18 protein-coding genes are annotated in these 18,477 nt (G+C 64.3%); 7 read left to right on the forward strand and 11 right to left on the reverse strand.

The features are described 5' to 3' along the window. Positions 1–49: 49 nt before the first annotated feature. The gene (locus ACTUWL_RS02145; RefSeq protein ID WP_035653381.1) at positions 50–655 is read left to right on the forward strand and encodes an LOG family protein; all 606 of its coding nucleotides are present in this window, start codon (positions 50–52) and stop codon (positions 653–655) included. A gap of 161 nt (positions 656–816) precedes the next feature. On the opposite strand, the gene ACTUWL_RS02150 is transcribed toward ACTUWL_RS02145, so the two are convergent. From ACTUWL_RS02150 to cysS, 4 genes are all read right to left on the reverse strand, one after another. Next, entirely contained in the window at positions 817–1,194 is a 378-nt protein-coding gene (locus ACTUWL_RS02150; protein ID WP_021081987.1) for a VOC family protein, read from the reverse strand. 122 nt (positions 1,195–1,316) lie between these two features. After that, positions 1,317–2,915, reverse strand: a complete 1,599-nt coding sequence (gene cimA / locus ACTUWL_RS02155) for a citramalate synthase (RefSeq protein ID WP_021081986.1) — start codon at positions 2,913–2,915, stop codon at positions 1,317–1,319. Continuing rightward, positions 2,912–3,418 carry a GNAT family N-acetyltransferase gene (locus ACTUWL_RS02160; RefSeq protein WP_021081985.1) on the reverse strand — a complete coding sequence of 169 codons (507 nt, stop codon included), beginning with the start codon at positions 3,416–3,418 and terminating at the stop codon, positions 2,912–2,914. Before ACTUWL_RS02160 ends, cimA begins: the two co-directional genes overlap by 4 nt. Then, positions 3,415–4,830, reverse strand: a complete 1,416-nt coding sequence (gene cysS / locus ACTUWL_RS02165) for a cysteine--tRNA ligase (RefSeq protein WP_021081984.1) — start codon at positions 4,828–4,830, stop codon at positions 3,415–3,417. The genes ACTUWL_RS02160 and cysS overlap by 4 nt, the downstream gene beginning before the upstream one ends. A 295-nt stretch (positions 4,831–5,125) precedes the next feature. On the opposite strand from cysS, the gene ACTUWL_RS02170 reads away from it, so the two are divergent. Then, a complete protein-coding gene (locus ACTUWL_RS02170; RefSeq protein ID WP_021081983.1) occupies positions 5,126–5,434 on the forward strand; it encodes a hypothetical protein in 309 nt (102 codons plus the stop codon). 139 nt (positions 5,435–5,573) lie between these two features. After that, the gene (locus tag ACTUWL_RS02175) at positions 5,574–6,740 is read left to right on the forward strand and encodes a DUF2865 domain-containing protein (protein ID WP_021081982.1); all 1,167 of its coding nucleotides are present in this window, start codon (positions 5,574–5,576) and stop codon (positions 6,738–6,740) included. Positions 6,741–6,743: 3 nt separating this feature from the next. On the opposite strand, the gene ACTUWL_RS02180 is transcribed toward ACTUWL_RS02175, so the two are convergent. The 4 genes from ACTUWL_RS02180 to ACTUWL_RS02195 all read right to left on the reverse strand — a co-directional run bounded on the left by ACTUWL_RS02180 (position 6,744) and on the right by ACTUWL_RS02195 (position 11,512). Next, the gene (locus tag ACTUWL_RS02180; protein ID WP_021081981.1) at positions 6,744–8,495 is read right to left on the reverse strand and encodes an NAD+ synthase; all 1,752 of its coding nucleotides are present in this window, start codon (positions 8,493–8,495) and stop codon (positions 6,744–6,746) included. A gap of 84 nt (positions 8,496–8,579) precedes the next feature. Next, complete coding sequence (locus ACTUWL_RS02185; protein WP_021081980.1) at positions 8,580–9,725, reverse strand: NAD(P)/FAD-dependent oxidoreductase; 1,146 nt, start codon at positions 9,723–9,725, stop codon at positions 8,580–8,582. 2 nt (positions 9,726–9,727) lie between these two features. After that, positions 9,728–10,081 carry a diacylglycerol kinase gene (locus tag ACTUWL_RS02190; protein ID WP_021081979.1) on the reverse strand — a complete coding sequence of 118 codons (354 nt, stop codon included), beginning with the start codon at positions 10,079–10,081 and terminating at the stop codon, positions 9,728–9,730. Positions 10,082–10,123: 42 nt separating this feature from the next. Further along, complete coding sequence (locus ACTUWL_RS02195; protein WP_021081978.1) at positions 10,124–11,512, reverse strand: class II 3-deoxy-7-phosphoheptulonate synthase; 1,389 nt, start codon at positions 11,510–11,512, stop codon at positions 10,124–10,126. Positions 11,513–11,663: 151 nt separating this feature from the next. On the opposite strand from ACTUWL_RS02195, the gene ACTUWL_RS02200 reads away from it, so the two are divergent. The 3 genes from ACTUWL_RS02200 (at position 11,664) to ACTUWL_RS02210 (ending at position 15,012) form a co-directional block, all read left to right on the forward strand. After that, positions 11,664–12,590: an alpha/beta hydrolase family protein gene (locus tag ACTUWL_RS02200; RefSeq protein ID WP_021081977.1), complete on the forward strand. Its 927-nt coding sequence runs from the start codon at positions 11,664–11,666 to the stop codon at positions 12,588–12,590. Positions 12,591–13,674: 1,084 nt separating this feature from the next. Then, entirely contained in the window at positions 13,675–14,385 is a 711-nt protein-coding gene (locus ACTUWL_RS02205) for a hypothetical protein (protein ID WP_146160371.1), read from the forward strand. A gap of 72 nt (positions 14,386–14,457) precedes the next feature. Further along, positions 14,458–15,012 carry a hypothetical protein gene (locus ACTUWL_RS02210; protein ID WP_146160370.1) on the forward strand — a complete coding sequence of 185 codons (555 nt, stop codon included), beginning with the start codon at positions 14,458–14,460 and terminating at the stop codon, positions 15,010–15,012. Between the two features lie 77 nt (positions 15,013–15,089). Here the strand turns inward: ACTUWL_RS02210 and ACTUWL_RS02215 are convergent, their stop codons facing one another. Further along, positions 15,090–15,443: a cupin domain-containing protein gene (locus tag ACTUWL_RS02215; protein WP_021082277.1), complete on the reverse strand. Its 354-nt coding sequence runs from the start codon at positions 15,441–15,443 to the stop codon at positions 15,090–15,092. Between the two features lie 201 nt (positions 15,444–15,644). Here ACTUWL_RS02215 and pstB point away from each other — a divergent pair, with 201 nt between their 5' ends. Continuing rightward, complete coding sequence (pstB, locus tag ACTUWL_RS02220; protein ID WP_106940261.1) at positions 15,645–16,439, forward strand: phosphate ABC transporter ATP-binding protein PstB; 795 nt, start codon at positions 15,645–15,647, stop codon at positions 16,437–16,439. Positions 16,440–16,509: 70 nt separating this feature from the next. Here pstB and ACTUWL_RS02225 read toward each other — a convergent pair whose 3' ends face one another. Next, the gene (locus tag ACTUWL_RS02225; protein WP_021082279.1) at positions 16,510–16,701 is read right to left on the reverse strand and encodes a DUF2934 domain-containing protein; all 192 of its coding nucleotides are present in this window, start codon (positions 16,699–16,701) and stop codon (positions 16,510–16,512) included. Between the two features lie 364 nt (positions 16,702–17,065). After that, the gene (gene gor, locus ACTUWL_RS02230; RefSeq protein ID WP_021082280.1) at positions 17,066–18,451 is read right to left on the reverse strand and encodes a glutathione-disulfide reductase; all 1,386 of its coding nucleotides are present in this window, start codon (positions 18,449–18,451) and stop codon (positions 17,066–17,068) included. Positions 18,452–18,477: the final 26 nt, after the last annotated feature.

Consider the following 18,477-nt stretch of genomic DNA (forward strand, 5'->3'; position numbering starts at 1 on the left):
CCATATGGGAGTCTTGACCCTGTTTACGCTGCAGTGCCACAAGGAACGTATGAACCAAATCAAGACCGTCTGTGTTTATTGCGGCTCCGGCCCCGGTAACAATCCCCGCTTCGTTGAAGCTGCCGTCGCGCTCGGCAAGGCCTTTGCCGAAAACAACGTGCGCCTGGTCTATGGCGGCGGCTCGATCGGCCTGATGGGCGCGGTCGCAAAGTCCACGCTCGACCATGGCGGCTCGGTGACCGGCATCATCCCGGAGTTCCTGCGGGCGCGCGAGAATGCGCTGACCTCGGTCCAGGAGATGATCGTCACGCCCGACATGCACGAGCGCAAGCGCCTGATGTTCGAGCACTCTGATGCGTTCGTTGCGCTGCCCGGCGGCATCGGCACGCTGGAGGAACTGGTCGAGCAGCTGACCTGGCAGCAGCTCGGCCGTCACTCCAAGCCGATCCTGCTCGCCAATATCGACAACTTCTGGGAGCCCCTGCTCTCGCTCTTGAGCCATATGCGCACGACGGAGTTCATCCGCCCGACATTGCCGATCAACGTCCTGATGGCCGACCGTGTCGACGACATCCTGCCGCGGCTGCGTTCCGCAGTAGCCGGCAAGCCGGCCGCCGCGAAGGAGCTGGCCCCCGAAGTGGCACGGCGGCTGTGATCGCTCGAACGCGCTAAATTGTTCCCGTCATGCTGAGGAGCGCGGAACGCGCGTCTCGAAGCATGCACGGCCCGGCTGGCGGCCGTTCGCCCTTCGAGGCTCGCCCAGCGGCGCAATTGCGCCGCAAGGCTCGCACCTCAGGACGACGGGTTCAGCCTCGCTCACGCGCTCGGAAACGTCACCGCCTCGATCCGGTTGCCGTCGGGGTCGAGCACGAAAGCCGCATAGTAGCGCACGCGGTCGTGCGGACGCAGGCCGGGCGGGCCATCGGACAGGCCGCCGGAGGCCAGCGCGGCGGCGTGGAAGGCATCGACTTCAGTGGTGGTCTTCGCACGCAGGCAGATATGGGTGCCGCTCTCATGTGCGACGTGCGCCATCGTGGCGCGCAGATTGATCCAGAATTCGGGATAGGCCTTGCCGAAGCCGATCGTCGCCGGCCGCGTGACGAGACGGTTCAGGCCGAGCGCGGCCAGCGTCGGCTCGTAGAACCGCGCCGCGCGCTCGAGATCGCGGACGCCGACGGAGACGTGGTCGATCATGTGCCGTTCTCCCTCGTCATTGCGAACGAGACGAAGCAATCCATCGCGCCGCACGTGGAGGCATGGATTACTTCGCCGCTATCGCTCCTCGCAATGACGGCTGTGCGTTGTTTGTCGTTCACTCACGCCGGCGCGCCCGACTTCACCAGCTTGTAGAACACCGAATCCATCAGCGCCTGGAACGAGGCGTCGATGATATTGGGCGAGACGCCGACCGTGGTCCAGCTCTCGCCGGTCTCGTCCTCGCTTTCGATCAGAACCCGCGTGACCGCCTCGGTGCCGCCATTGAGGATACGCACGCGGTAGTCGATCAGCTTCAGGCCATCGATGTACTTCTGGTACTTGCCGAGGTCCTTGCGCAGCGCGACGTCGAGCGCATTGACCGGGCCATTGCCTTCGGCGGCCGAGATCAGATGCTCGCCGTCGACATCGACCTTCACCACCGCGAGCGCCACGGTCACACGCTGGCCGTTGGCGTTGTAGCGCTGCTCGACATTGACGTCGAACTGCTCGACCTTAAAATATTCCGGTACCTTGCCGAGCGTGCGGCGCGCCAGCAAATCGAAGGATGCGTTGGCGGATTCATAGGCGAACCCCGCGGCCTCGCGCTCCTTCAACTCCTCGACCAGCCGCGTCAGCCGCGGGTCGGTCTTGTCGTAAACGATGCCGGCGCGGTCGAGCTCGGCCATCACGTTGGAACGACCGGCCTGATCCGAGACCAGCACCTTGCGGTGGTTGCCGACAGTCTCCGGAAGCACATGCTCATAGGTCTGCGGATCCTTCATGACAGCCGAGGCATGGATTCCGGTCTTGGTCACGAAAGCGCTCTCGCCGACATAGGCCGCGTGACGGTTCGGCGCGCGGTTCAGCATGTCGTCGAGCGTGCGCGACACCTTCATCAGCGTCGCCATCTTCTCGGTGGTGACGCCGATCTCGAACTTCTCGGCGAACTCCTGCTTCAGCTTCAGGGTCGGGATCAGCGAGCAGAGATTGGCATTGCCGCAGCGCTCACCAAGGCCATTGAGCGTGCCCTGGATCTGCCGCGCGCCGGCACGCACCGCGGCGAGCGAGTTGGCGACCGCCTGCTCGGTGTCGTTATGGGCGTGGATGCCGACGTGAGCGCCGGGCACCTGCGTGACGACATCAGCAACGATGGTTTCGATCTCATGCGGCATGGTGCCGCCATTGGTGTCGCACAGCACCACCCAGCGCGCGCCGGCCTGATAGGCCGCCGTCGCGCAGGCGAGCGCATAGTCGCGGTTCTCCTTGTAGCCGTCGAAGAAATGCTCGCAGTCGACCATCACCTCGCGGCCGATCGCCTTGGCGGCCGCGACGCTGTCGCGGATCGAGGCGAGATTCTCCTCATTGGTGGTCTCGAGCGCAACCCGGACCTGGTAGGCGGAGGATTTTGCGACGAAGCAGATCGCGTCCGCCTTGGCCTCGAGGATGCCGGCGAGCCCCGGATCGTTCGAGGCCGAGCGGCCCGGCCGCCGCGTCATGCCGAACGCGGTGAAGCGCGCATGATCGAACGCGGGCTTCCTGCTGAAGAACTCGGTATCGGTCGGATTGGCGCCGGGATAACCGCCCTCGACATAGTCGATGCCGAGCGCGTCGAGCATGCCCGCGATCACCTGCTTGTCCTGCAGCGTGAAGTCGACGCCGTTGGTCTGCGCGCCGTCGCGCAGCGTGGTGTCGAACAGATAGAGGCGCTCGCGGCTCATGCGTGCCCTCCGGGCGCGGCGACGCCGTCGAGCGTCTTCTGCATCGTGGTGTTGGCGAGCCACTCGTCGCCGATGGTGACCGAATTGCGCTGCTGTGCGACATAGCCGCGCTTGCGGAAGAATTCGAGCGCGGTGTCGCTGACATCGACCTTCAGGATCTTGGTGCCGCGGGCGCTTGCGATCTTTTCCAATGCATCGCACAGCGCGGCACCGACACCCTGCCCGACCGCACTCGGATGCACATAGAGCATGTCGATGTGATCGGCGCCCTTCAGCGAGGCGAAGCCGACAGGCGCGCCCTGCAACGTCGCAATCAGCGTCAGCTGGCCGGCAAGCTTCTTGCCGAACGCTGCCTCGTCGTCGGCAGCCGCCGCCCAAGCTTCCTGCTGCGCCTCGCTGTAATCGTCGCCGGTCAGGTCCATGATCGAGGCCGCGAAGATCGCCGCCAGCAACGGCGCGTCATCAGGCAGATAGGGGCGCAACGCGGGTGCGGAGCGGCTCATCGCGCGACCTCCCAGGTGGTCACTGGTTTGCCGTCGGCGTCCTTGCCATCCTTGATCGCCACCCCCATCGCGGCGAGCTGATCACGGATCCGGTCCGACTCCTTGAAATCCTTCCGCGCCCGCGCCGCCGTGCGCTCGGCGATCAGCGCCTCGACGGCCGCCGCATCGACGCCGCTCGCTTGCCGCTTGCGGCCCTCCCAGGCCGCCGCGCTCTCGGACAGGAAACCGAGCAACCGCAGCGAGCCGGCAAATTCCCTGCGACTCTGCTCGCTGCTCGACGATGCGCTGCGCAGGCCATGCAGCACGGCCATCGCCTGCGCCGTGTTGAGATCGTCGTAGAGCGCCTCGACCATGGCCTGCGACGGCGCGCCGGGCTCGGCATCGGCCGCAACCGCGTACCAGTCGTCGAGCGTCTTCGCGCTCTCTTCCGCGCTCTTCAGCGTCCAGTCGAGCGGCGAACGATAATGCGTCTTGAGCATGCTGAGCCGCAGCACCTCGCCGGGCCAATCGGCCAGGAGATCGCGGATCGTGAAGAAGTTGCCGAGCGACTTCGACATCTTCTCGCTCTCGATCTGCAGGAAGCCGTTGTGCATCCAGACATTGGCCATACGGTCGGTGTGGAACGCGCAGCAAGTCTGGGCGAGCTCGTTCTCATGGTGCGGGAACACCAGATCGATGCCGCCGCCATGAATGTCGAACTTCTCGCCGAGATGCTTCCAGGCCATCGCCGAGCACTCGATGTGCCAGCCTGGCCGGCCCTCGACCGCAATGCCGGCCGGCGACGGCCAGGACGGCTCGCCCGGCTTCGACGGCTTCCAGAGCACGAAGTCGGTGTTGTCGCGCTTGTAGGGCGCGACGTCGACGCGGGCGCCGGCGATCATCTCGTCGAGCGAGCGCTTCGACAGCGAGCCGTAGCGCGGCAGCACCGAATTGGCCGCGTTCATCGCCTGCGGCGAGAACAGCACATGATCCTCGGCGACATAGGCGAAGCCGCCGGCGACCAGCTTCTCGATGATCGCGCGCATCTCCGGGATGTGCTCGGTCGCGCGCGGCTGCACCGTCGGGGCCAAGCAGCCGAGCGCCGTGACGTCGTCCTGGTACTGCTGATAGGTCAGCTCGGTAACCTTGCGGATCGCCTCGTTCAGCGGCACGCCGGGATAGTCCCGCGCGGCGCGGACGTTGATCTTGTCGTCGACGTCGGTGATGTTGCGGACATAGGTGACGTGATCGGCGCCATAGCGATGGCCCAGCACGCGGAACAGCACGTCGAAGACAATGGCCGCGCGGCCGTTGCCGATATGGGCGAAGTCGTAGACCGTCGGTCCGCAGGCATACATGCGGACATTGTTGGCATCGAGCGGCACGAGGGGCCGCTTCTCCCGGGTCAGCGTATCGTAGAGGCGCAAATCCATGGATCACCTGTTCCTCGCGGCGAGGCGTCCGGTGATTCTCAGGCGATTGAGAAAAGACGGCCTCAGCCAGCGAATCGCTAGCTCATAATCTCGCGGCAAATGCTGCAGATGGCGAGGTGGCCGTTCATGGTTCCACCATCTCTCACGGCCCCCTTATCGCGTCAAGGGGCTGTTTTCGGGTGATTTGCGGCCCGCCCTCTACCGAAATCACGCCAACGCCTTCATGGTTAATCATTATTAAGGAATTGAGCGTACGGGAGGGCCAGCGGATTCCCCGCCATATCATCGGTGCACCATGCGGCCCATTTCAGCATTGATTGCCTGCACGTTTGTCCTTGTCGCCTCGGCCGCGCTGGCCGACAGCCGGGTTTTCATCATCGCTAACGAGGCCGACGGCTACGGCATCGACCAGTGCATCGCCCGCGGCGACCGTTGCGGCGCCTCCGCCGCCCGCGCCTACTGCCGCTCACGCGATTTTGCGCAGGCGAGCAATTACCGCCGCGTCGATCCCGACGAGATCACCGGCGCGGTTCCGCATGCCGCGAACGCCAAATGCACCGGCAATAGCTGCGGCGAATACGTCGCCATCACCTGCCAGCGCTGAGCCAAGCCGCTGGATAAACGGGGTTATTGCCACACCGGCGCCCCGGAAACGACGTGACGCTGCCCCGAGAAAAGGCTATTGCACGGCCTTGCCTGCGCTTGGCGTTGCTCGCCGCGCGGCGTCGTTCTAATGGCCGGATATGCCCAATAGCTCCCGTTCTCGCTTCTTCCGCTGGTTTTTGACTTGCGCCCTGCTGGCCGGCATCGCCCTGCCCGCGACGCATGCCTTGGCGCAGGTCCCCCCGGGTCCGCCCGGCCCGGCTCCGCAAGGCGCGCCGCAGGCCAACCCGATGTGCGCGCGGCTCGAGGGCCAGCTGGCGGCGATCGATCGCGGCGGCGGCAGCGGCGATCCGGCACGGGACGAGCAGATCCGCCGCTACCAGGATGCGGCAACCCGGCAGCAGGGCGAGCTCGATCGGGTGACGGCGCAGGCGCGGCGCATGGGCTGCGACAGCTCCGGGTTCTTGTCTCTGTTCAACAACAATTCGGCGCAGTGCGGTCCGGTCAACAACCAGATCCAGCAGATGCGCGCCAATCTCGACCAGATGACCGCCAATCTCGAGCGGCTGCGCACCGGCGGCCTCGGCGGCGCCGACCGCGAGAACCAGCGCCGCTCGGTCTTGACCGCGCTGGCGCAGAACAATTGCGGCCCGCAATACGCCGCGGCGGCTGCGCGCGGCCCCGGCAATTTCATCGAGAACCTGTTCGGCGGCGGCGGTGGCGGCAATCCCGGCAATCCGCTGCCCCCGCCCGACGCGCAATATGCCGGACAGTCCGGCACCTTCCGCACCGTCTGCGTCCGCACCTGCGACGGCGCCTATTTCCCGATCTCGTTCGCAACCACGCAGGCGCGCTTTGCCGCCGACGAGCAGGTCTGCAAGGCGCAGTGCCCGGCCGCGGAGGCCAGCCTGTTCGCCTACCGTAATCCCGGCGAAGACATCAACCAGGCGGTCTCGATCAGCGGCCAGTCCTACTCGTCGCTGCCGAACGCCTTCAAGTACCGCACCGAGTTCAATCCGTCCTGCTCGTGCAGGGCGGCCGGCCAGAGCTGGGCCGAGGCGTTGAAGGCGGTCGACGACCAGTCGGCGGCTGCGCAGCAGGGCGACATCATCGTCACCGAGGAGAGCGCGCGGAAGATGCAGCAGCGCGCCCAGACCAAGGCTGCCGCCGGCAAGAAGGGCGTGCCGGCAGCGACAGCTCAACAGCAGCCTGCCGCCGCTGACGCCACCACGGCGCCGGCCGCGCCCGCGAGCGACGGCCAGATCCGCACGGTCGGCCCGACCTTCATCCAGCAGAAGAAGCAGTAGGATTTACCCCTCGAACGCCTCCGCCGACGCACGCGAGGTGCGCGTCACCAGCTTCTCGTCGGGCTCCGGCAAGGCCTTGCCGAAATCGCGGAAGCGGTTGGTGATCGGATAGCGGCGGTCGCGGCCGAAGTTCTTCCGCGTCACCTTCACCCCGGGCGCGGCCTGCCGCCTCTTGTATTCGGCGATGTTGAGCAGGCGATCGACGCGGGTCACCACATCGCGGTCGAAGCCGGCTGCGATGATGGTCGCAAGCGGCTCCTCGCGCTCCACGAGACGTTCGAGGATCGCATCCAGCACGTCGTAGGGCGGCAGCGAATCCTGATCGGTCTGGTTCTCGCGCAACTCCGCGGTCGGCGGCCGGATGATGATGTTGACCGGGATCACCTCACCCGACGGGCCGAGCGCACCATCCGGCTTCCAGCCATTACGCAGGCTGGACAGGCGGAACACCTCGGTCTTGTAGATGTCCTTGATCGGGTTGAAGCCGCCATTCATGTCGCCGTACAGCGTGGCGTAGCCGACCGACATCTCCGACTTGTTGCCGGTGGTCACCACCATGGCGCCGGTCTTGTTGGAGATCGCCATCAACAGCGTGCCGCGGGCGCGCGCCTGCAGATTCTCCTCGGTGATGTCGCGCTCCATGCCGGCAAACACCGGCGCCAGGATCTTCTCGAAGCCGTTCACGGCGTCGGCGATCGGCAGGATCTCGTAGCGGATGCCGAGCGCGGCGGCGAGCTTGGCGGCATCGTCGAGCGAGACCTGCGCGGTGTAGCGGAACGGCAGCATCACGCCGCGCACCTTGTCGGCGCCGAGAGCATCGACCGCGATCGCCGCGCACAGCGCCGAATCGATGCCGCCAGAAACGCCGAGCAGCACGCCGGGAAATCCGTTCTTGCGGACATAATCGCGCAGGCCGAGCACGCAGGCAGCGTAATCGGCCTTGTCGCCCTCGAGTTGCGCCGTGCTCGGCCCGGAGCAGCGCCAGCCGTCCGCGGTCTTACGCCAGGTCAGCGTCGTGATGTTCTCCTCGAACGCCGGCAGCTGCGCCGCCACCGACAGATCGGCATTCAGCGCGAACGAGGCGCCATCGAAGATCAACTCGTCCTGGCCGCCGACTTCGTTCAAATAGATCAGCGGCAGCCCGCTCTCGGTGACCCGCGCCACGACGATCGACAGACGGAGATCGGCCTTGTCACGGGCATAGGGCGAGCCGTTCGGCACCACGAGAATCTCGGCGCCGGTCTCGGCCAGACATTCGACGACGTTCTCGTAGTCCTCGGACTCCTCGAGCCAGATATCCTCGCAGATCGGCACGCCGATGCGCACGCCGCGCACCGTCACCGGGCCCGGCGCGGGGCCGCGCGCGAACAGCCGCTTCTCGTCGAACACGCCGTAATTCGGCAGATTGGCCTTGAAGCGCAGCGCGGCGATGCGTCCGCCGTCGAGCAGCGCGCAGGCATTGTAGAGCTTGCCGTCCTCGACCCACGGCGTGCCGATCAGCATGGCCGGGCCGCCGTCTTTGGTCTCGCGCGCCAACTCCTCGACCGCCGCGCGGCAGGCCGACTGGAACGCCGGCTTGAGCACCAGGTCCTCCGGCGGATAGCCGGCGAGGAACAGCTCCGACAACACCACGAGGTCGGCGCCGTCGGCCTTGGCTTTCTCGCGCGCGGCACGCGCTTTCGCGGCGTTGCCGGTGACGTCACCGACCGTCGGATTGAGTTGCGCCAGGGTGATCTTGATCTGTTGTTCGCTCATAGCTTTATGTTGTCCCGCACAAGGGCAAACTTCAATGGTCGTCCGGTCATGGTGCGATTGCAGAAATCGCACTGGCATCCCTCGTCAGGGTGCAAGCTCCGCCCTCACCTCGCCGAGCAGCGCCAGAGCACCCAACCGGCCCAGTTCATCCGAACATTTCGCGCTCTTGCCGTAGCAGCAGAATGCGACGGTGACCCGCTCCGACAGCGGTCCGATCAGCGGCAAGCCGGTGTCGCCGAAGCTGGTCATGCAGGGCACGACGCGGCGCTCCTCGAACTCGAGGTCGCGAATGCGATCGAGGATCTGTGCTTGCAGGTGATCCGCGACGTCGACCGAACCGCCCGACCGGAACCAGTCCTTGATGTCGGCCTCGCTGCCGAGCGGACGATCGACCGGATCGCCGCCGAGCTTCAACCAGGTCTGGCCGTCCGGATACGGGATCGGCGGCAGGATATAGGGGTTATCGCCCTTCGGCCCGAGACAGCGCATCGACGGCATGCCGGCCAGGCGTTCGACTTCCGCCCGATCGAGCCGGAACAGCGCCGCGGTACGCGCATAGACCGTAACACCCAACGATCGGCCCAGCAGCGATTGGGTATGCCCGCCGGCGGCAACCAGCACACGCTCGGCCTCGAGGTTGCCCGATCGCGTCCGGATCGTCACACCGGAAGCGGTTTCCGAAATCCCGAGCGCAGCTTCGTCGATGATCCGCGCGCCCGCGTGCTCCGCCGCGATCGCCTGCGCCCGCACCAGGCGCCGCGGGCTGATATATCCGGCATTGCGCGGCTCGAAATAGCCCAGCATGCCGGAGGTTGATTGCAGAAACGGAAACCGCTCGGCGAGCGCCGCATCCCGATAGGCCTCACACCCGATCGCCTCGTCGGCGCAGACCTGGCCAACCGACGCGACATCGGTGGTTTCGCTGTTGCCGACGTGAAGCGCGCCGGCTTCCCGGTAGAAATCGACACCGCTTTCCGCAGCAATCTCGCCGTAGCGCGCAATCGCCGCGCGGTTCATCTGCCGCCAGAAGGCTTGCGGATCGTAGGTCCGCGTGATGCGGCCTTCATCATAGTGACTGCCGAACACGCCGTCATGGCGCGGAAAATCGGCCGGCTCACCGGGCCCGATCAGCGCAACCTCGTGGCCCATCTTGCTCAGATGTCGCGCAGCCGCCGACCCGATCAGACCTCGTCCGATCACCGCAAGCTTGATCGGCTTATTCACGGTCACGGTTAAAACGCACCCATGCGCTCGGCGAGGGCGAACAGCCAGAACAGGCCGGCCATGGCGAGCGCGACGCCGACGGCGGCGGAGCCCATATCCTTGACCCGCCCGATCTGCGGATCGTGATCCATGGTCAGGCGGTCGGCGAGCTTCTCGATCGCGGTGTTGAGCAGCTCGATGACCAGCACCAGCACCACGGTCGCGACCAGTTCGACCCGACGCATCACGGTGGCGCCGACCAGCCAGGCCAGCGGCACCGACAGCGCCAGCGCCACGACCTCCTCGCGGATCGCCTGCTCCGAGCGGATGGCGAATGCCAGCCCGTTGCGCGAGTTGATGGTGGCTCGCCAGAACCTCAGCAAGTCACTGCCCTCAAGTCAGCTACCCAAGTCACCTGCCCCAAGTCACAACCCCGCGGCGGCCGGCATCGGCTTGACCTTGCCGGCGCGCTCCTGCTTCAGGAGCTCGGCGATCAGGAAGGCCATGTCGATCGACTGTTCGGCGTTGAGACGGGGATCGCAGACCGTGTGATAGCGGTCGTTGAGATCCTCATCAGTGATGGCGCGCGCGCCGCCGATGCATTCGGTGACATCCTGCCCGGTCATCTCCAGATGCACGCCGCCGGCATGGGTGCCCTCGGCCGCATGGATCTGGAAGAACGATTTCACCTCCGACAGCACGCGGTCGAACGGCCGCGTCTTGTAGCCCGAGGTCGAGGTGATGGTGTTGCCGTGCATCGGATCGCACGACCAGACCACGACGCGGCCCTCGCGCTGCACGGCGCGGATCAGGCCGGGCAGATGATCGCCGACCTTGTCGGCGCCGAACCGGTTGATCAGCGTCAGGCGTCCCGGCTCGTTGTCGGGATTGAGCACGTCGATCAGCTTCAAGAGCTCGTCCGGCTTCAGCGACGGGCCGCATTTCAGGCCGATCGGGTTCTTGATGCCGCGGAAATATTCGACATGGCCGTGGTCGAGCTGCCGGGTGCGGTCGCCGATCCAGATCATGTGGCCTGATGTCGCGTACCAGTCGCCGGTGGTGGAATCGATCCGCGTCATCGCCTGCTCGTAGCCGAGCAGCAACGCCTCGTGGCTGGTGTAGAAATCGGTGGCGCGGAGCTCCGGATGGCTCTCGAGGTCGAGGCCGCAGGCGCGCATGAAGTTCAGCGCGTCCGAGATGCGGTCGGCGAGCTCCTTGTAGCGGCGGGACTGCGGCGAGTCCTTCAGGAAGCCGAGCATCCATTGATGAACGCTGCCGAGATTGGCGAAGCCACCGGTCGCAAACGCGCGCAGCAGGTTCAGCGTCGCCGCCGATTGCCGATAGGCCATCAGCTGGCGCTGCGGATCGGGAACACGCGCTTCCGGCGTGAAGGCGATGTCGTTGACGATGTCGCCGCGATAGCTCGGCAGCTCGACGTCGCCCTGCTTCTCGGTCGGCGACGAACGCGGTTTGGCGAACTGCCCGGCGATGCGGCCGACCTTCACCACCGGCAGCGCGCCGGCATAGGTCATGACCACGGCCATCTGCAGCAGCACACGGAAGAAGTCGCGGATGTTGTTGGCGCCGTGCTCGGCAAAGCTCTCGGCGCAGTCGCCGCCCTGCAGCAGGAAGGCCTCGCCGCCCGCGACCCGGCCCAGCGCCTTCTTCAGGCTGCGCGCCTCGCCCGCGAACACCAGCGGCGGAAAGGTCGCCAGCTGGGCCTCGACATCGGCCAATGCCTTGGCATCGGGATAATCGGGCACCTGCAGCACCTTCTTGGCGCGCCAGCTATCGGGTGTCCACCGCTCGGACATGAGGTCAACTCCTGAGCAAAAACCGCGACTTAATCGCGGGCATACGAAAGCCCGGCTTATACACAGGGCGCCGGTCTCCCGCTAGAAGGATTCCTGCAATTCCGTCAAGCCCTTGCAAGAAAATCCGAATTCGCATTTGGTAGAGCATAGCATGAATGCCGGGGAAATCGCCGTGGCCGCCGCCGCGCTGGACGACGTTTTTAGCGACGACATCGTCGTGCCGGCGGCGGACGGCTATCCGCTCGCCGCGACGCTGTTCCTGCCCCGGGCCAAGAAGCGCCACGCCGTCCTGATCAACTCGGCGACCGCGGTGCCGCGCAAGGTCTATCGCGGTTTTGCCGGCTACCTGGCCCGCCGCGGCGCGGCGGTCCTCACCTACGACTACCGCGGCACCGGCGATAGCAGGCCGATGGCCGCGACCGGCCTGAACAAGCCGAAGTCGCTGGCCGGCTTCAAGGCCACGATGGCGGACTGGGCCGCGCTCGACGCAACCGCCGCCGTGCGCTGGATGCGCGAGCGCTACCGCGACCTGCCGTTTGCCTATGTCGGCCACTCCTTCGGCGGCCAGGCACTCGGGCTGTTGCCCAACAACGCCGAGATCCCGCGCGCGCTGCTGATCGCTTCGCAGGCCGCGCATTGGAAGCTGGTGGCCTCGCCCGAGCGCTACCGCGTCGTCGCCTTCATGAACGGCATCGGCCTGCCATTGGCGCGCACACTCGGCTATGTGCCCGCCTGGGCCGGCCTCGGCATGGACCTGCCGCGCGGCGTGTTCGAGCAATGGCGCAGCTGGGTGATGCGCGAGCGCTATCTGCTCGACGACCCTGCGCTTGCCGCGCGCGAAAATTTTCCGAAGTTCAAGGGCAAGCTCCGCGCCCTCACCATCACCGACGACACCTGGGCGACGCGTCCCGCGGTCGAACTGCTGTGCTCCGCCTTCACGTCGATCACGCCCGAGATCATCGCGATCAGCCCCGCGGACGCCGGCGTGCCGAAGATCGGTCATTTCGGCTTCTTCCGCAGCGAACACCGCGACGCGCTGTGGCGCGGCGCCGCGGAGTGGCTCGAGGCGGAGGGGTAAGCGCCACACGCTCCGCTGTCGTTCCAGCGATGTGATCGATTTGAGTACGCCCGCAATTGTCGTCCCGGCGCAGGCCGGGACCCATACGCCGCAGCAGACATTGTTGAAGGGACTCGTCGTTCCGACATCGTGTGACAACAGCCATTCGTGGTTGTGGGTCCCGGCCTGCGCCGGGACGACAGTCGGTATGTGGCGCGATTGGTGAGCCACGCATCCGCGTTCTCGCGACATCTTTGCCCGAGCCTTGCTCTTCGTTCCGCCGCTCTGAATCAGAGGGCGCAGGGAAAGCCGGGTGCCGATCGCACCCATGGGTCCCGCGTAGTGAAAAACGCGGGAGGTAGGACCACAGGTGTAACCGGGAACAACCCGGCTTTCCCTGCGCGATGGGTTACGGCTTACTTCGTGCTCTCCCCGGCGAGACTTGGCTTGTTTGTCACCGCCTTCGCAACGCGCACCGCGCAATGCGACGAGACACCTGCCACTTGGGCGTCAGGACCACACGACTTCACCGTCCGCTTCCGTCACGCGTCGTCTCTCGTGACCTCGGCGTCCACCGCATCCCACCGCAACACTCCTGACGATGCGCAGCGCCCCTCGATCGGGTGAGACGCGCACATTGAACATCTGAGTTGGGTCAAACGCCAAGCGGAATATTTTCCGCGTCCGGACTGGACAGGGGTGATCGCTTTGTTTGGGTTAGGGAATTTGGTGCTTTGGTGCAAAAAGATGATAAGTCGCACTTCAGAATCTGCACAATTCTATTTTGTCGAACTGGCGTCGTCCTGATTTCCACGCATGTGGAAGAACGGCTGTACTGCTGAAGGTTGTCTGCAAAATTTCGAGTATGATCACGGGGCATGGGGCGGAGGACGCGAAGGAAATGGGAAAGAGGCGCGGCAAACTGAGGCCGACGACGCAACCGAAGAACACAAGCCCCCACACCGCGGACGAGAGCAGAATTCTTCCGGTTTCCAATCAAGTCTTGTCTTCGCAGTCTAGTGCCTCCTCGGATAGCGTTGCTACCGTTGATGCAATTGCGGAGGCCAACCTACGGCTAACTCGATGGTTGGTAATATGGACCGCCGTGCTCGCAATCGTCGCCATCATCACAACCGTCGTTGGGTACATACAGTGGAGGGCATTGCTTAAAACTGACAGCACGACCCGCGAAGCGTTCACGGCGGTCCAACGGCCTTTCATCATCGCGACAGGCCTAGCAGCATCCCAAGACCTTCCGGGCTACTGGACCTTTCAGACGATTTTGGAGAACACAGGTAGTACGCCCACCAAAAATATGACCGTGACATCTGCAGTATCATTCTCAGTGCCTGTATTGCCCGACAGCCCCGATGATCCTGGAGAACTAAGAAAGCAATCGAGGGAAGCCTATCCAACCGTGACCGATTACTTCATCGGCCCACACGGCAAAGTGGCCGTTGACGCGATTTCGCTGATTAACAAGACTCTTGAAGATATGGCTGACCAGCGTGCTGACTTCTTCGTGTATGGAATTGCGAGGTACAATGATCAATTCGCGGAGACCGCCGAACGTCTAACCAAGTTCTGTTTTGTGGTGCGTCCATATAAGGGCCAAACCGGTTTGACGCTTCAAAATCGCGGTCCCTGCCATCACTGGAATTGTGGTGACGGAGATTGCCAACGAGACAAGCAAGGGTATGAAGAGGAGCGTGCGGAGTTCCTGAGGAAAAATCCCGCCGCGAAATATGTTGCTCGAGATATCCCTATCGCAGCTATCATCCCCTTCTATCCGATACCGCTCGTTAAGGCGCACTAATGTGCTGCTCGACGTTTGTCCGTAAGCCAATAGCAACGCCGCTTATTTGGTAATTGGGAGACAATACCTTCGATGCGGTCAACGCAGCGATCTGCCAAAATAGCGCGCCGGGAACGCCTTGCACCTGCATTTCGCATTCCGCTTGCTGGCTCGGAACTGCAGGCGCTTGGAGAATTGTGCGCGATTCAAGGACAATGCGAACATCTGCTCGTCCATACGCTGCACTATGTTTTGGATTTGCCAATAGAAACAGCGCGTACAATGTTAGCGTCAAGTAGCATCCATACGAACGCAAGGGTATGGATCGAAGTGCTTCGCGCGAAATGCCGCGATCGGTCGATTTTAGAAACCGCCGAAGAAGCTTTCAGTTTAGTTGAGAGCACGACTAAGGGAAGAAACGACTTCGTTCACGCGATTTTTGCCACACCGATCGGAAATATGTGGATGCTTGACGTTGCTCCGAACGGCGCGAAGCATCGGCGATCGAAGGAAAACGAAGCCATCGCGGTGCGCACCCGAGACATCAGAAAGAAGCGACCGGTTTCTGACCTCGTTTCAGTACGCAATGACGCGGCAAAATTATCTCTGCTGCTCTCGAAAATTGCCTCCGAGTTCTTGCCTGATTAGGAAGCAATCGCAGCTGGGCTCATTCTTGTCCGCTTTCTCGGCCTTCCAGTATTCGGCTCCTGTGGGCGTTGCAGGCTTCACACCACCTTCCTCGCCGCCGCCGTCGCCGCATCACCCGTGTTCGCCGTCCCGGTCGGCTCGATCAGCAACAGATGCGCCTCCTCCCGCGCGACGGGGCGGTGCTCGACGCCTTTCGGCACGATGTACATCTGGCCTGGCTTCAGCGTCACGGTGCGGTCGCGCAGTTCGATGTCGAGCACGCCCTTCAAGACAAGAAAGAAGTCGTCGGTATCGTCGTGCTTGTGCCAGACGAACGCGCCCTGCACCTTCACCACCATGACGTCGCAGGCGTTGAACTGCGCCACGGTGCGCGGCGACCAGTGATCGGAGAACGTGGACAGCTTTTCGGCGAGATCGATCGGGTCGTGCACTGGTGCCTCCAGGCTCGGAATGACAATGGCGGGAGTGGATCGAGGCCGGCGCCGCGCCTTGATCAGCATCAACGCGCGCTGGACCGCCCCGGCTATCGATATAGCCGATGTCAATGCTGAGGGGGACGGCTGATGCTGTACACGACGAACTTTGTACCGATCGGCTCCGAGTCCGACCGCGAAGCAGCCGCGCGGCAGGCGATGGCCGCGATCGTCAACAGCAAGCCCACCGTGACCGCGACCACCGAGAAGATCAGGATCAAGAACCTGAATTTCTTCTACGAGGACGGCAGCCAGGCGCTCCGCAATGTCTCGGCACCGATCTATGACAAGCGCGTGACAGCCTTCATGGGTCCGTCCGGCTGCGGAAAGTCGACGCTGCTGCGCGTGCTGAACCGGATGCACGACCTCTACCCCGGTCAGCGTGCCGAAGGCGAAATCCTGTTCGACGGCGAGGACATCCTCAGCAAGATCGATGTGTATCAGTTGCGCGCGCGGATCGGCATGGTGTTCCAGAAGCCGACGCCGTTTCCGACCACCATCTACGACAACATCGCGTTCGGCATCAGACTGCAGCGCAAGGTCAGCGACGCCGAGATGGACGTTCTCGTCGAACAGGCGTTGCGCCGCGCCGCGCTGTGGGACGAGGTGAAGGACAATCTGACGCGTTACGGGTTCGACTTGTCGGGTGGCCAGCAGCAGCGGCTGAGCATTGCGCGCGTCATCGCAACCGGCCCGGACGTGCTCCTGCTCGACGAGCCCTGCTCGGCGATCGATCCGATCTCCTCGGCCAAGATCGAGCAGACGATCGACGAACTGAAGCGGGATCACGCCATCATCATCGTGACGCACAATTTGCAGCAGGCGGCTCGGGTGTCCGACTTCGCCGGCTTCATGTATCTCGGGGAACTCGTCGAGTTCGGCACCGTGGGCGACATCTTCGTCAGCCCCAAATACAAGCAGACCGAGCGCTTCATCACCGGAAGATTCGGTTGACGGCGCATCAACCGAAAATCGCGAACCCCGGCATCATCCGGGACTCGCCTGGTGTGTCTCGTGCCAATGCCTATTGATATCTCGTCGGCTGATGGCCGTTCAATTCGCCGTGCGCTTCACCGTTGCCGTTGGCGGCCTTGCGCGCCAGCAGTTCCCGTTCGGCCTTGTACCAGAGCTGATCCATCTGGCCTGGCGGCTCGCCGGCGTCCTTCCACAGCTCATAGGCGCGGGTCCGAATTTCCTGCTCGGTGGGACCTGTCATGGGCGGCTCCCTCAATTTGAGACATCAAACTGTTTGAGAGTGGAACTGCCAGCATAGCGCAAGGTTCCAAGGCGTGCGAGATGGCGCGCGGCCAATTGCGTACCCATGCTGTGCACAATCGCCGCGGCGGCAAGCCTACCCCTTCAGAGGTATGAAACCGATGCGCGCTTGCCGCAGACCTATCCTCATCAGGATTTTGCCACGACCCTCCTGGGGCTAGAGACAGCGCCGCTCGCAGGTATTTTAAGCGGGCGGCGTTGCGCTGTCAGGCAGGGCGCGTTCCCAGTTCCCAGCCATCAATGCGGGATGTGACGCGTTTTCTTCACGCAAACCCGCATCGGGAGAGTGCCTCGGCCGAGCGGCCCTACTCCGCCGCCTGGCGGACGTGGCGCGCGGTCGGGGTGCGCATCGTCACCAGCTCTTCGGACGCGGTCGGATGCAGCGCGATGGTGGCGTCGAAATCAGCCTTGGTCGCCTTCATCTTCACCGCGATCGCGACCGCCTGGGTGATCTCGGCGGCGGCATCGCCGACGATGTGGCAGCCGAGCACGCGGTCGCTCGCGCCGTCGACCACGAGCTTCATCAGCACGCGGGTATCGCGGCCGGACATCGTCGCCTTGATCGGGCGGAAATCGGTCTTGTAGATGTCGACGTGGGAAAACTGCGCCCGCGCCTCTTGCTCCGTCAGGCCGACGGTGCCGACCTCGGGCTGCGAGAACACCGCGGTCGGGATCGTCGCGTGATCGACCTGAACCGGGCGCTTGCCGAATACGGTGTCGGCAAAGGCATGGCCCTCGCGGATCGCGACCGGGGTCAGGTTGGCGCGGTGGGTGACGTCGCCGACCGCATAGATGTTGTCGACCGAGGTCTTCGACCAGCCGTCGACCTGGATGCCGCCATTGGCGGGATTGATGGCGACGCCGGCAGCTTCGAGCCCGAGACCTGCGATATTGGGATGGCGGCCGATCGCGAACATCACCTGGTCGGAGGCGATGCTTGAACCGCTCGACAGATGCGTCGTGAAATCACGGCCGTGCTTGTCGACCTTGGTCACCGTGCAGCCGGTGATGATGGTGATGCCGCGCTTCTCCATCTCGGCGCGGACATGCTTGCGCACGTCCTCGTCGAAGCCGCGCAGGATGTTGTCGCCGCGGTAGACCACCGTGACGTCGGAGCCGAAGCCGGCGAAGATGCCGGCGAATTCCAGCGCGATGTAACCGCCGCCCTGGATCACGATCCGCTTCGGCAGCTCCTTGAGATGAAACGCCTCGTTGGAGGAGATCACATGCTCGATGCCGGGCACCGCCGGGCCATGGTTGGGCGCACCGCCGGTGGCGATCAGGATGTACTTTGCTGTCACCTTCTCGCCGGTGGCGAGGCGGATGGTGTGGGCATCCTCCAGCACCGCGCGGGTCTTTACGATCCGCGCGCCGGACTTCTCGACATTGGTGGTGTAGGCGGCCTCGAGCCGGGCGATCTCCTTGTCCTTGTTGGCGACCAGGGTTGCCCAGTCGAACGAGATCTGGCCGATGTTCCAGCCGAAGCCGGCGGCGTCCTCAATCTCCTGGTGGACATGGCTGCCGATCACGAACAGCTTCTTCGGCACGCAGCCGCGGATCACGCAGGTGCCGCCCATCCGGTACTCTTCGGCGACCATGACCTTCGCGCCGTAATTGGCGGCGATGCGGGCAGCACGAACGCCGCCCGAACCACCACCGATGACAAACAGGTCGACGTCGAACTCGGCCATGGCAACCTCTTTCTTCGCCCTCGCCC

The organism is Bradyrhizobium sp. WCU1 (assembly GCF_053474805.1).

Coding starts and splice junctions, on each gene's coding strand:
- ACTUWL_RS02170 (WP_021081983.1), top strand. CDS start 5,126: ATGCGGCCCATTTCAGCATTGATTGCCTGCACGTTTGTCCTTGTCGCC.
- ACTUWL_RS02195 (WP_021081978.1), bottom strand. CDS start 11,512: ATGTCCGAGCGGTGGACACCCGATAGCTGGCGCGCCAAGAAGGTGCTG.
- gor (WP_021082280.1), bottom strand. CDS start 18,451: ATGGCCGAGTTCGACGTCGACCTGTTTGTCATCGGTGGTGGTTCGGGC.
- ACTUWL_RS02225 (WP_021082279.1), bottom strand. CDS start 16,701: ATGACAGGTCCCACCGAGCAGGAAATTCGGACCCGCGCCTATGAGCTG.
- ACTUWL_RS02175 (WP_021081982.1), top strand. CDS start 5,574: ATGCCCAATAGCTCCCGTTCTCGCTTCTTCCGCTGGTTTTTGACTTGC.
- cysS (WP_021081984.1), bottom strand. CDS start 4,830: ATGGATTTGCGCCTCTACGATACGCTGACCCGGGAGAAGCGGCCCCTC.
- cimA (WP_021081986.1), bottom strand. CDS start 2,915: ATGAGCCGCGAGCGCCTCTATCTGTTCGACACCACGCTGCGCGACGGC.
- pstB (WP_106940261.1), top strand. CDS start 15,645: ATGGCCGCGATCGTCAACAGCAAGCCCACCGTGACCGCGACCACCGAG.
- ACTUWL_RS02150 (WP_021081987.1), bottom strand. CDS start 1,194: ATGATCGACCACGTCTCCGTCGGCGTCCGCGATCTCGAGCGCGCGGCG.
- ACTUWL_RS02145 (WP_035653381.1), top strand. CDS start 50: ATGAACCAAATCAAGACCGTCTGTGTTTATTGCGGCTCCGGCCCCGGT.
- ACTUWL_RS02200 (WP_021081977.1), top strand. CDS start 11,664: ATGAATGCCGGGGAAATCGCCGTGGCCGCCGCCGCGCTGGACGACGTT.
- ACTUWL_RS02210 (WP_146160370.1), top strand. CDS start 14,458: ATGCGGTCAACGCAGCGATCTGCCAAAATAGCGCGCCGGGAACGCCTT.
- ACTUWL_RS02160 (WP_021081985.1), bottom strand. CDS start 3,418: ATGAGCCGCTCCGCACCCGCGTTGCGCCCCTATCTGCCTGATGACGCG.
- ACTUWL_RS02180 (WP_021081981.1), bottom strand. CDS start 8,495: ATGAGCGAACAACAGATCAAGATCACCCTGGCGCAACTCAATCCGACG.